Origin of the sequence: Lentilactobacillus diolivorans DSM 14421, assembly GCF_001434255.1 — a bacterium.
GTDB classification, from domain to species: domain Bacteria; phylum Bacillota; class Bacilli; order Lactobacillales; family Lactobacillaceae; genus Lentilactobacillus; species Lentilactobacillus diolivorans.
The window spans coordinates 30719-42965 of the sequence record NZ_AZEY01000104.1; the positions used below are offsets into that span (position 1 = coordinate 30719).

General features: G+C 39.7%; 11 protein-coding genes and 1 pseudogene. 7 read left to right on the plus strand and 5 right to left on the minus strand.

Annotated elements, in window-relative coordinates; genetic code table 11:
- Nucleotides 1–89: 89 nt before the first annotated feature.
- A pseudogene (locus tag FC85_RS13025) lies at nt 90–947 on the plus strand (IS110 family RNA-guided transposase); the annotation flags it as partial.
- Between the two features lie 314 nt (nt 948–1261).
- Here the strand turns inward: FC85_RS13025 and FC85_RS13030 are convergent.
- Nucleotides 1262–1579, minus strand: a complete 318-nt coding sequence (locus FC85_RS13030) for an ArsR/SmtB family transcription factor (RefSeq protein ID WP_371862967.1) — start codon at nt 1577–1579, stop codon at nt 1262–1264.
- Nucleotides 1580–2279: 700 nt separating this feature from the next.
- Between FC85_RS13030 and FC85_RS13035 the strand changes: the two genes are divergently transcribed.
- The 6 genes from FC85_RS13035 to FC85_RS13060 all read left to right on the plus strand — a co-directional run bounded on the left by FC85_RS13035 (nt 2280) and on the right by FC85_RS13060 (nt 6251).
- Nucleotides 2280–3425: an NADH-dependent flavin oxidoreductase gene (locus FC85_RS13035; protein ID WP_057865953.1), complete on the plus strand. Its 1146-nt coding sequence runs from the start codon at nt 2280–2282 to the stop codon at nt 3423–3425.
- 29 nt (nt 3426–3454) lie between these two features.
- Entirely contained in the window at nt 3455–3964 is a 510-nt protein-coding gene (locus FC85_RS13040) for a GNAT family N-acetyltransferase (protein ID WP_057865954.1), read from the plus strand.
- 48 nt (nt 3965–4012) lie between these two features.
- Nucleotides 4013–4558: a GNAT family N-acetyltransferase gene (locus FC85_RS13045; RefSeq protein ID WP_057865955.1), complete on the plus strand. Its 546-nt coding sequence runs from the start codon at nt 4013–4015 to the stop codon at nt 4556–4558.
- Between the two features lie 120 nt (nt 4559–4678).
- A complete protein-coding gene (locus FC85_RS13050) occupies nt 4679–5458 on the plus strand; it encodes a hypothetical protein (RefSeq protein WP_057865956.1) in 780 nt (259 codons plus the stop codon).
- A 122-nt stretch (nt 5459–5580) separates the two neighbouring features.
- Entirely contained in the window at nt 5581–5946 is a 366-nt protein-coding gene (locus FC85_RS13055; protein WP_057865957.1) for a hypothetical protein, read from the plus strand.
- Nucleotides 5943–6251 carry a hypothetical protein gene (locus FC85_RS13060; RefSeq protein ID WP_057865958.1) on the plus strand — a complete coding sequence of 103 codons (309 nt, stop codon included), beginning with the start codon at nt 5943–5945 and terminating at the stop codon, nt 6249–6251. The genes FC85_RS13055 and FC85_RS13060 overlap by 4 nt, the downstream gene beginning before the upstream one ends.
- 72 nt (nt 6252–6323) lie before the next feature.
- On the opposite strand, the gene FC85_RS13065 is transcribed toward FC85_RS13060, so the two are convergent.
- The 4 genes from FC85_RS13065 to FC85_RS13080 all read right to left on the minus strand — a co-directional run bounded on the left by FC85_RS13065 (nt 6324) and on the right by FC85_RS13080 (nt 11917).
- Nucleotides 6324–6710 (minus strand): HIT family protein, encoded by a 387-nt coding sequence (locus FC85_RS13065; RefSeq protein ID WP_057865959.1) that lies wholly within the window; start codon nt 6708–6710, stop codon nt 6324–6326.
- Nucleotides 6711–6936: 226 nt separating this feature from the next.
- Entirely contained in the window at nt 6937–8748 is a 1812-nt protein-coding gene (locus FC85_RS13070) for a glycerophosphoryl diester phosphodiesterase membrane domain-containing protein (RefSeq protein WP_057865960.1), read from the minus strand.
- Nucleotides 8749–8983: 235 nt separating this feature from the next.
- A complete protein-coding gene (locus tag FC85_RS13075; RefSeq protein WP_057865984.1) occupies nt 8984–10906 on the minus strand; it encodes a S53 family peptidase in 1923 nt (640 codons plus the stop codon).
- Nucleotides 10907–11281: 375 nt separating this feature from the next.
- Nucleotides 11282–11917: an HAD family hydrolase gene (locus tag FC85_RS13080; RefSeq protein ID WP_057865961.1), complete on the minus strand. Its 636-nt coding sequence runs from the start codon at nt 11915–11917 to the stop codon at nt 11282–11284.
- Nucleotides 11918–12247 lie beyond the last annotated feature (330 nt).

Genomic DNA, 12247 nt, shown 5'->3' on the forward strand with positions numbered 1-12247 from the left:
TTATTGGCAGCCGATTTGGCATGTCCTCGAAGATCGGTTTCCGCTCATTTTAGCCAACCCACAACGGATCAAGGGGATCCGGCCATAAAACTGATAAGGTTGACGCCCGTTGGATCGCTGGTCTGTTACGAGTTGATTTGATTCCGGCTAGCTTCATTCCCTCCGAATCAGTTCGTGAATTGCGTGACTTAACGCGGACCCGCAAACATCTGGTGGCGGATCGAAATCGTAAAAAGAATCGGGTTCAAAAAATTTTACAGACCGCCGGGATTAAGCTAACCACTTGTATCGCCGATATTTTTGGTAAGTCGGGCCGCGCACTCTTAGATATGTTGGTAAATGGCGAAGTCTTGACGCCGGCTACGGTTGAAAAAGTGGTTTTTAAATCTCTCAAACGCAAAGTACCGCTCATTGTCGAAGCCCTCAACGGCTTTTTTAATGAACATCACCGGTTTATGTTAGATCAACAGCTAAAATTAATAGATGTCGATGAAGACACAATTGCCCAATATGAACGCCGTATTGACACCTATTTAGAGATGTATACCGCTGAAGTTGAGCTTCTCCGCAGTTTTCCAGGGATTCAAAAAAACGCAACGGCGATCGTTTTGGCCGAAGTCGGTCCCGATGTCGTCACGTTTAAAGATGCCAGCCACCTCGCTTCATGGGCCGGTCTGTGTCCTGGAAACAATGAAAGTGCCGGTAAACGTAAGAGTCGTCGCATTAATCACGGCAATGCTTATTTAAAACGGATCCTCTGCCAAGCGGCGTGGGCGACAATCCGGATAAAAAACAGTCGGTTTGAAAAACTGTATCGCCGGGTGAAAGCTCGCCAAGGACCTAAAAAAGCGATTGTGGCCGTCGCACATAAATTAATTTGCCTCATTTACCAAGCTTTAACGACTCGCCAAGCATATACCGAAGCAGCCACTTGTTCGTCAACTTAAAGTTTCCTATCTAGTTGTCCCCTAATCCAAGGTACCCTAAAAAAAGAGCCGAAAGCGACTCTTCTTTTAGGGTACCTTGGATTAGAGGAGTTTTCATATAAAAAGGCGGTTAACTTCCAGAGTACAACTGAATTATCCGAATATGTTCCGGGTGGAATAGTGGGATAATTCAGTTGTACGGCAGGAAGTTGCCTTTTATCTCACGTTTTCGCTTGATAATAGTTGTGATTACACAAAACGGGACTGGGACAAAATTACTTTTGTCCCAGTCCGTTTTATTTTTTAAACCATTTAAATCTGTCTGATCACAGCGATTAATGCCCATGTGTCTTTCCCCGAATCACGTGGTCAGCGTGCTCCAGCATTTCGTTGATCACATCCAGGATATGTGGATCATCCAGTCGATAATAATTTGCCTTGCCTTCACGGTGGGCGCTGACTAACTGATGTTGACGCAGTAACGCCAACTGGTGAGAAACGACGGATTGCTCTAATCCTAAAAGATCACCTAATTCACCGACATTTAACTCCTTTTGCTCCAGAACATTGAGCATTTGTAAGCGGATTGGATTACTTAGTAACTTAAAAATCCGTTTGGACTCGGCCAAGTGCCGGTCATCGATTAAATTAATTTTTGATTGAGCGGACGGCTCTTCTACCACAGTTTAACTCCGCCTCCTGTTAGGAATCATTTACCTTTTATTTTAGCATGCCTAATTGTAATGACTACCATTATGTGGAAGTTTGGGGGAATCTTTATAATCAGAGTGATTTAACAAGCGGTTAGCTCCCAGAATATAAACAACATTAGCTAGTATTCCTGATTTTGGAATGCTAGCTAATGTTGTTTATATGGCCGGGAGTTGCTTGTTAAATCACGTTTCAACTCGGTAGTCAGATCATTCCCGCATTTGGAATACTGGCTGGCATTGCTTATATGGCCGGGAGCTGCTTGCTGGCGCACGTTTCGACTCGATAAAAAATATTCCTGATTTTGGAATGCTAGCTAATGTTGTTTATATGGCCGGGAGCTACTTGTTAAATCACGTTTTCTACGGATAGTCAGATCATTCCCGCATTTGCAATACTGGTTAGCATTGCTTATATGGCCGGGAGCTGCTTGCTGGCACCCGATTTAGCTCAATAAAAATAACTTAGGAATGGTACTAAACCCATTCATATCGTTTGCTAATTATCTTACCCTGGTTTCTAACAATATCCGACTTTAATAGCGTTTATTATCAAAAAAATTAAAGCAAGAATTCACAATGTCTCCATCATTAAAATGGTAAAATAGGGTTAGATAAAGCGATTACAATTGGAGGCATTTAAATGACAAATCACAATTTTTTACAACCATACACATTACGAAATGGTATTACCATCAAAAATCGAATTGCCATGTCGCCAATGACCGAGCAATCAAGCTTTGAGGACGGTTCAATTACCAACGACGAAATTGCCTATTATCGCTTACGAGCTGGTGGTGTTGGCATGTTAATCACCGGCTGTGCAAACGTTAATGACCTTGGCAAAGGCTTTGAAGGTGAGTTGAGTGTTGCTCACGATAAATTTCTACCGGGATTAACCCGCTTGGCCAATGCAATTAAACTCAATGGCACCAAAGCAATTTTGCAGATTTTTAGTGCCGGCAGAATGAGTCATTCTAAAGTTCTCCGTGGCAAACAACCTGTTTCAGCGAGTGCCGTCGCTGCAGTTAGGCCAAACGCCGAAACGCCTCGATCATTAACAGATGCAGAGGTTAAACAAACCATTCACGACTTTGCTTCAGCAACCAAGTTGGCAATCCGGGCTGGCTTCGATGGCGTTGAGCTCCATGGTGCCAACACTTATTTGCTTCAACAGTTTTTCAGTCCACATTCGAACCGGCGAACCGATCAATGGGGTGGCAGCTTGGAAAAACGGATGACCTTCCCGCTGGCTGTCGTTGATGCCTGTGCGGAGGCAATTAAAACAACTGCTAAATCCCCCTTTATTTTGGGCTACCGAATTTCACCTGAAGAAATTGAGAAACCTGGAATTCGAATTGATGATACCCTTGAATTGGTCAAACGATTAAATGCCAAACCAATCGATTATCTTCACATTTCGCTTGCTGACGCTTGGCAAAGTTCAATTATCAATTCAGATGACCGCCAACCATTATTCGAGAAATTTCAAAAAGTGGCTGCAGCTGATTTGCCACTTATGGTAGTTGGTCACCTGGCAACTCCCCAGCAAGTTGAAAAACTAATCGACTCCGGCATTCAATTTGCTGCCATGGGTCGGGAACTGATCCGTGAGCCGAAATGGCTTCAAAAGGTCGTAGCCGGTGACGAAAAAGCCATTCGCTATACTTTCTCATTAAATGATTTAGAGGAGTTAAAAGTTACCCCACCGCTACTGAACTTCTTAATGACTGCCTTTCGTAGAGGATTCCCCATTTCTACCGATTCAAATCAATTAAACTTACCGTAATAATTAATGATTTAAGGAGATGATGTTTCATGGTTGAAGTTAGATTATCAACAAATTGGGACGCAGAAGGTTTATACAATTTCTATTTAAAAATTACTGGTCAATCAGATAATTTAAGTTATAGCCACGATGAAGCTCAACAATATCTAAGTAAAGGAAAATTTGTCACTGACTTGGAGAAACGTCACAGTATGGTCACACTCATCGCACTTGACGAGGATGAGACTATCATCGGTGTTTCGCAACTCACTCGGCGAATGATCCCCCGCTTTTCAAAACGGGCAGATTTGGTAATCTCAGTTGATAAAAGTCATTGGGGACAGCATGTCGGCAGTGAACTAATGGAACACGCCATTGACTGGGCCAAAAATCAGTGGCACGTTGACGGGATTTATTTAGACGTCTTAGCCGATAACATTCGAGCAATCAAACTATATGAAAAATATGATTTTAAAATTGTTGGTGACTTTCCAATTCTATTAACCATCAATGGTGAAAATAAACCCGGTAAGTTAATGTTTAAGGATTTAACGCAATAGCCTTGTCTGACAGCTCAGTTCGCGCAATTATCTATGGAGGTAATTTTTGTGGTCTCGATAAGAACGTTTGAATGGGAAGATGCAAATGAATTCTATAATTATTTAATGAAGGTAGCTGATCAAACGCCCTATCTCAGCTTTAGTGGTGAAGATGTTCGTGTTCGTTTCACACCCGAAATGCTCGCATCACAAATTGAAAACGATCATTTAAACATTTCTTTTTTAGCAATTGATCGTCAAAAAATTATTGGTCTTTCTCAATTAAGTCGAAATCCACTTCCACGATTTGCCAATCGGGCTGAGTTTGCCATTTCCGTTGATAAAGACTATTGGGGCAAGCACATTGGCAGCCAACTTCTTGAAAAGACAATTCAATGGGGTGAAAATCGCTGGCATGTTGGTGGCATCTACTTGGACGTTGCTAATGACAATGAGCGGGCCTTTAATCTCTATTCAAAGTACGGCTTCAAAATTATCGGCGAGTATCCAATCCTTATCACGGTAGATGGTCGGGACCTCGCCGGAAAAATGATGTATAAAGATTTGAGAAATAAGCCGCGAGTCCGTAAACGGTCAGTCTCTAGATATAAGTAACTGTAATGGTATTGAAAGAAACCAGTTAATATGGTCTTTGTCTAATCTCAGCTATCATTTTAAAACTGATTAACTCGGTTCTTTTTAACGCCTGAAAATTTAACGGAAGAAGATCCTTAAATGAATCATTCATCTGCTAAACAAATTTTGACATTCAAAGTTCGCGGCATGAACATTTGGGTTCTTACCGCAATCACAATTTATTTGACTTTTTGCTCTCTAACATTAACTTTTGAGATTGCCCTTAGTAACGCCGGCGCCGCTAGTGAAGTGACATCGTTAGCATTCAAAATTAGCGAATGGTCAATTATTGTTTGGATAGTTGCGCCATTTTTGCCTTGGTTGAAACAAGTTCCTGCGTGGCTGGTTTCAACTGGTATTGCGCTGTACGTCATTTTACTAATTTTTTATGCAGTACAATCACTTTTCTATAATTACCTTTATTCAGAAATCATCCCGATTACGCTATTGGACATCTACATTAGCTATTCTGCTTTTCATTCAAATAAGCATAATGAATGGTCACCAACCTTGCCACCTTATACGATCAATGGAATCAACATTTGGATCTTATTCATTATCACACTTTACCTTATTGGCTTTGCGTACATTGACAGCAACATCTTTCTAAACGAACCCAGCTATCCTGACACCGGGCAATGGGTTCCCCTCGTTCAATTATTTAATGAGTTCTTATTTGTTTTCCTAATTTCCGCTGGTGTCCTTCTTTGGATAAGGAAAACACCAGCATGGCTAATTTCACTTAATATGACATTATACTGGCTAATTTCTGCCTACTACTCAATTCAAATGAACGGGACCATTTCATGGTTCACGTTTATTTCCCTGGGACTGATCACAGCGTACGTGAGTTACTGTGTTTTCTACCACAGAAAGTAATTTTTTCCAGTTAGATTTTTAACCCTTTTGTTGTTCGAAGCCCTAATCAGAATAAATATCGATAATCACTTGACTCCATGAACATATGTTCGTATATTGTTCATAGAGGGGATGTGGTAATAATGATTCATGATGTACCAAGAGATCAGTGGCTTTACAACGATCGGGGAATGAAAAAATGGATGGGCTATTTTTTGAGTGACCATACTCAGGATATGGCTAATAAGCAGCAGGAAGAAGTGCCAACTCACCGATTACCTGAGCAGGATTCCAAGACAATTGATCAGATTTTACAAACCAGTTGGAAAAATTCAAGACAAATCTCACTTCAAATTAATGACGACAGCTATTTAAATGTCTACAATATTAATGGTATTATTATTGGTGCCAATGATGATTTAGTTTATCTTCAAAGCAACAAACTAATGACGATTAAAGTGAGCGATATTCGCCACGCTGAAATTAAAGAAAGAAGCAATTTAATTTGAAAGAAGCCTTTAACGCACCTTGCACCGACAACGAGATTACCATTACGGTAGATTCAATCAATTATCAATATTTAGCACTTCGACGGGCATCTTTAGATGTTGCGCCTTTAGATTCGGTTAACGTCACGTTAACCGATGAACCAATCGATGGTCATGCTTATTATCAGGTTGCAGGTTTTAGTGTCGCCCAATCGGGACAGTTGCAGGACTTTACCTTAAAGTCTGGTGACTATGCGGTTTACCGAGCTCTTCCCGGTGGTGAACCGAGCATGGTGGTCCAACTTCTCGGACAGAAGACTGAGTAAACTTTCTACACCAGATGCTAAAAAAATCTGGATTAAAAACAATTATTCTACAAAAACGAACCATTTCAACTACTAATTTTCAAAAATTCTCCTACCGTTTGGCAACAATTTTCTAATACCACCAGCCGGGTGAGGATCATCACCAAGATATCGAGGAATAAGGTGAAAATGACAGTGCATGACTGTTTGACCACCAAACTGACCAACATTGACGCCAACGTTGTATCCATCAGGATGGGATTGTTGATCAACCAGACTTTTACCTTGACGAAGCAACTCATGAATTGCCAATAGTTCAGCTTCAGTTATTTTAAAGTAAGTTTCCTTATGATCTTTGGGAATAACTAATAGATGACCTTCACTGACTGGATGAATATCCCAGAAAGCAAGTGCCAATTTATTTTCTAGAACTGGTTTAATAATGGTGCGTTGGCAGAAAATGCAATGCGTTTTTTTCATGTTGAGGACTCCCTAAATATAGTGACTTCAGTAAAGAAATTAATAGGTATGCTGATTGTAGTTTTCGCTGTAAAATATAAAATTTTCTGGCACCAAACAAGGAGCCTCGTTACTAAAAATCCAAGCAAGTTGAGATAATAGCTTACTTGGATTTTTAATTACCAATAAATTTGCCCCAGTTGTTGATATTCAAAAAGGATTCATTTATAGCATCCCAATAGCTGCTTTAATTTTCCGGCATTCCCCCACTATCGCTAACATCTTGCAGTTCGTTGGAATAGATTAGTAACCGCTGGGCATAACTTGGATGATCAAATTGCGTTTCAATGTTGACTTGCAGTTCATGCAAATTATCCGTAATGATGCCATCAACATTCAAAAACATCATGCGGGTCATATCATCGTCGTCATCAACGGTCCAAGCAAAAACTTGTTGCTTCCGAGCATGCGCCTCATCAACAAAATTCTGATTCAACGTTGTTTCTTCCATTGTGTAGGCGTTGGCCTTCGTTTCTGGAAATGAAAAGTTAAACGGTAAAATATAACTAACAAATAGTTTTGGTGCCCGCTTTTTCAATCCAGAAATCACCTGATAATCTAACGAATGGATCCGATCATGGTCACGCAATAATCGTTTTTCATAACGTTTGATAAACAACTGTAGCATATTTGAACTATCATATTTTGTTGTTTTGATTTCAACTAATAATTTTTGATGATCCCGTTCAGCAGCTGTCAAATAAGCGTTAAAACCAGCAATATGTGCCGTATGTCCATTTTCATGAACCTTCAATTTTGTTAACTGCTTAAGAGTTAACTGATGCGGTGCTTTGTCAACATTGGCTAAATCCGCCAAATTTTCATCATGCATGACAACAAATTGATGATCTTTGGTTTCATGAATATCCATTTCAACGTAATCCGGCTTTTCGCGGCTGGTTTTATTTAACGCTGGAATCGTATTTTGAACGCCATTACCATTATCAACCCCACGATGAGAGATGGTTAACGGTCGAGTTAATAACGCTCCTTGCAAATAGACGCCATTAAAAGCAACTTGAATACCGAGATAAAACAGCACTAACAGGGACGCAATGATTCGGCGTCGGTAAGGATGTCGTCGCAGCTGATTAGGACTCGTTGCTGTTTGTGCTGAACGACGATTGTCTAAATTAAAAATCAATACCAGCATGAAGACGACCAAACTAAAGGCGCCAATAATATATTGCCAAATTGATAAAAGTCCCATATTAATGACGGCGCCGGTAAAAGCAACCCCATTGGATTTTTGATCAAAATAAAGCTGAACTTGGTAGAGTAATCCCGAAAACAAAGTGGTCGTTAAAACACTGACGGCACCCAAAACAACAATTCGCCAAATATAGCGCCAACTGTTATGCCGAGTCATTTGCCAGCTTTTCCTTGCCGCTGTGAATCCAGGCTGCTGATTTAAAATCATCAATGGTAATACCTGAATCAACCGAATCCCCAAATAAAACAATAGCAGATAGGCAAACACCACTAGAGCAATGTATAGCCAACTTTTATCCACCGCTTCAAAAATAAAGACTGGCACTTGAACCTTTGATAGCAATGGCGAATTTAAGTAAATGTCTGAAATCGGCAAAATTAAAACAAAATAAATTAAAAAGAATAAAAAACTGCCAACGCGAAGATGGCCTAAATTTTTAAACGCCATCAACGCGATTTGCGGCAATCGCTGATTTTGCTTTTCACCAATATTTTGAATGCCAAAAAGTAAGAATGCAAATTGCCAAAAAACCAATGCCAAAATCACAAAAAGCAGGATGAACAACTCAATCACCACGACTGGCCGCTGAGTTAACAGCCAACCAACGTTTGTATAGGACAGATAAGGGACCTCGTTCATTCGTAAAATAAGACTGGTTGAAAACGTTGTTAAGGGTACCACCACCCCCAACATCAAAAAATTGATCACAACAACCAAAATTGTATAAGCACCCCAATTTTTGAAAAATGCTTTAAACGCTTGTCGTAAAAGCGGTTTCCGTTTCATTCTATTAGTCCCCTCATTGGTTAAAATTAATTATTAAAAACAATCTAATTTTATCATACGCGGATTTGGTTTGTAGAATCAATCAATCGGGTTTATTTTTCACATATTAAGAGTCATATATGAAACGCTTTGTTAACCATCATAACGACAAAGAGACCAGAGAAAAGTCCACTCTGGTTTCTTGAAGATTAAATTGTTAGGCTGACGTTCATTCAACAAAAGGCTCAGGCATCTCTCATCGATAAGTCTTGGCCAATTGATCAAAGTTGGTAATTCCCAAACCAGTTGCTTGGTTATAAACGGTTCCTGGTTGACCAACATAATACAGATTGGAATTATCCTTGGTGCTGTTAAGCGGTGTAAAGGGTGAATTGGGTTGTTGCGCCAGCTGATAAATTTGTGGATTCCAAAATCCCATTTGCTTCCGGCCGGGCTGACTATTAATCAAAGCCGCTGTTGCCGCATATTGCGGCGAGGCAATACTGGTTCCATCACCAGAGAGATCCCAACCATTTTTAGGATGTTTTTTTGTTCTTCGATAAATCCAATAACCAGTCGCTGGATCTGCATTTGCTGCAACATCTGGATAATTACGCCCGTGGTCTGTTCCCGTAACGACATTCGATCCTAAAACCGGTTGTCCTAACCCCGACACTAAGTTTCTAGCCTTAAATGTATTAACTCCTGGTACGTTTAACTGATAAGTCGGCGTTTGATATTGATGACTGAAGCCACCGGTACTACCAGCCATTCCATTAATAAACAAACTGTTTGGAAATTTTTGAACAAGCTTAAACTGCTTTTGAAAAAATGGCCAGAGATAATCAGTTCCCCAAGCACGTTCATGTTTATTAATGATTATCCCATATCCCGTCTTCACTCGAAATGGCAGTGTGGTCCCCCCAACTGAAGTAATAAAAGGATTACTATCAAAGAAATCCGATGAATTTAATGTCCGATCAAGCATCAATTCTCTCCCGTTTTCCGATTTAACCATATAGTTAAGAGCGCCAGAATCCCCAGAAGCCGTAAAATTGGAAATACCTTGAATTGCGCCCTGCGCTAAAACAAACGATAATACTTGTCGATAAACAGGCGTTAATAAATGCCGATGTCGTAAAATGGCAATGCTCCCACTATCTAGAAGGCCATAACTATTCGTCGTGCTACTAACAACATTATCGTTAAACGCTTGTTCGTAAACATCGATAAAGTTCGTTAAATTTGAATCCGTATTAGACAAATAAATTTTTACGTTTGCATCTGGTGCTACTGAACCTGCATACTCCGCATCCATGGTCGTTTCGTCAGAATTTTGGATATCTTCACTAGGACAATAAGGTGGCGAAAAAACGCTCTTAATTTGAAGTCTACTAGGATTTGTAGCCACTTTTTCATGCCGCCAAAAACGAAAAATGTTGGCTTTTCGAACATTTTCAAAAGCAATAATCCCGATGGTCTGTCCTTTACCTGTCAGTTGCTGTTTATATAACGGTGTAACATGGTAACGTTTCGTAAACCGACTAGTAAATCCACTATTAATTGACGGTCTCTTCTTAGCCCTTCTTTTAAATGGTAAAGAAGTATCCGGATAAATATAGTCACGATTGTGATCTGTCAAACCAATAATCGTCCAAACCGTCCGACTTAATTTTTTCGGAATTCTAGGCGTCTTAGTCCCAAATTGAATTGGATTCTGATGATATTTAGCCTTATTCAAGTTAGTTTGGAATAACCGATCAATTTTATTAACTTTACCAAATACCCGGATAATCAACCGATTCTTCAAAGGAACGGCTTTAAGCGAATGATGCTTTAGTAATTTTACCCACTGTGAAATAAGTATTGGGGAAGCACCATATTTACGTCCAAATTGATTAGGCGTCAAATAATGCTTAAAATTAGTATCTCCAGGCGTATTAACTGCCAACGCGTCATTCTCAATATGGTTACTATTTTGAGATTTCAAAATAATATCAAAATATGTTGTTTGCCTTTTCTTAACCGGTGTTGGGGGCAGATTCTTTGCCGTCGTCAACTTTTTGTATACATCCGAAACTGAGGACGATGTCGATGCTGCCTGCGTCTGTCCACCAACCAATACACAACACACTAGGGGTGATAGTACCAATCCCAACCACTTTAATTTTCTCCTCACAATTAACCGCCTCATCTTATTTATGGCTTCCAACAAAAGCCAATTCTGATTCGAAGCTTCTAGGCATATCTGGTCGTTTAGCTATCTCCACCAATCAATGGTTAGCACCAAAAGCAGGCTATTCCAAAGATGCCCAGTTAATTCGAACGTAATCTAAGATAACGGTAATTTAGTTATAAAAACAAGCAATGTCTGTTTTACATTGGGTTACATTGACCGGTGTCAAAGCAATCTAATAAATAATTAGTACTTGTTCTTAGATGGTTTGCGATTAGTTTCCAACTCAATGTAAAAACATCAATGACAAAAAAGTACAGATAAGGCAAATTAGTTGCCTCACCTGCACCATTTATTTTCGTAACCAGTCGATTCTACCTATTGACTGGCTTTAAACTGAGCTAACAAATCAGCCACCGACGGATAAACATTTTCGTTAACTAATTTAAGTTTTTCAGCATCCGCATATTTGGACCAAGCTGCCGAGTAACAGGCAATCTCAACCTCACGACATGCTTTAACATCCCCCACCGTATCAGCCACATACGCCATTTCATCCGGGGTAATTTGATACTGCTTTAATAATTTTTTAAAGTTATCAATTTTATTGGGCCCGTCTGCGGAACCAATCAAAACAGGTGAGAAAGTGTCGGACATGCCCAACTGCTCTAAGCTAATTTGCGAGCTGATCGAGCCCTTGCCAGTCACCATTGGGATAATCACGTCGTTATTTTTTAACCAATCGATTAACTTGGTAATTCCGTCAAACGGCTTGGTCAACTGCCGATGACTTTCTCGATATTTCTTATAAAAGTCATCTAAGATATTTTTTGGTGCATCTGGAATCAGCTTCTTTAACATACCAATCTCATTGGCGCCAAACGTTGCTAGAATCGTTTTATCATCAACTAATTTATTAGTGTACTTATAAACAATTTTCCGAAATGAATCAAAAATCACCGGGAAAGTCTCTGCAATCGTGCCGTCTAAATCAAACGCAACAACTTTATACATTCAAAATTCATCTCCAGTTTCGATATGGATATTACACTCATAGTGATTATTATACGCTTTAGAGAATGAAAGCGCTGTCCAATTTTAGCTTATATTTTAAAAATATTTCTTGTCGCAAATATCCAGAACAGCTAATTCAATAATTTAAATTAGGCCGATCAATCATCTGATTAAAAATTAGTTAACCCCAGTATAGCAGTTTACAAGTAAAAAAGGCCATAATAAAAACTCCTCGCCAAATTGTGACGAGGAGTTTTTATGAAGATATGCGAATCCTGTTTGCCCAAGCCACTTACTTAGGCAAACCAATTAACGCAAATCCAAAGAGGA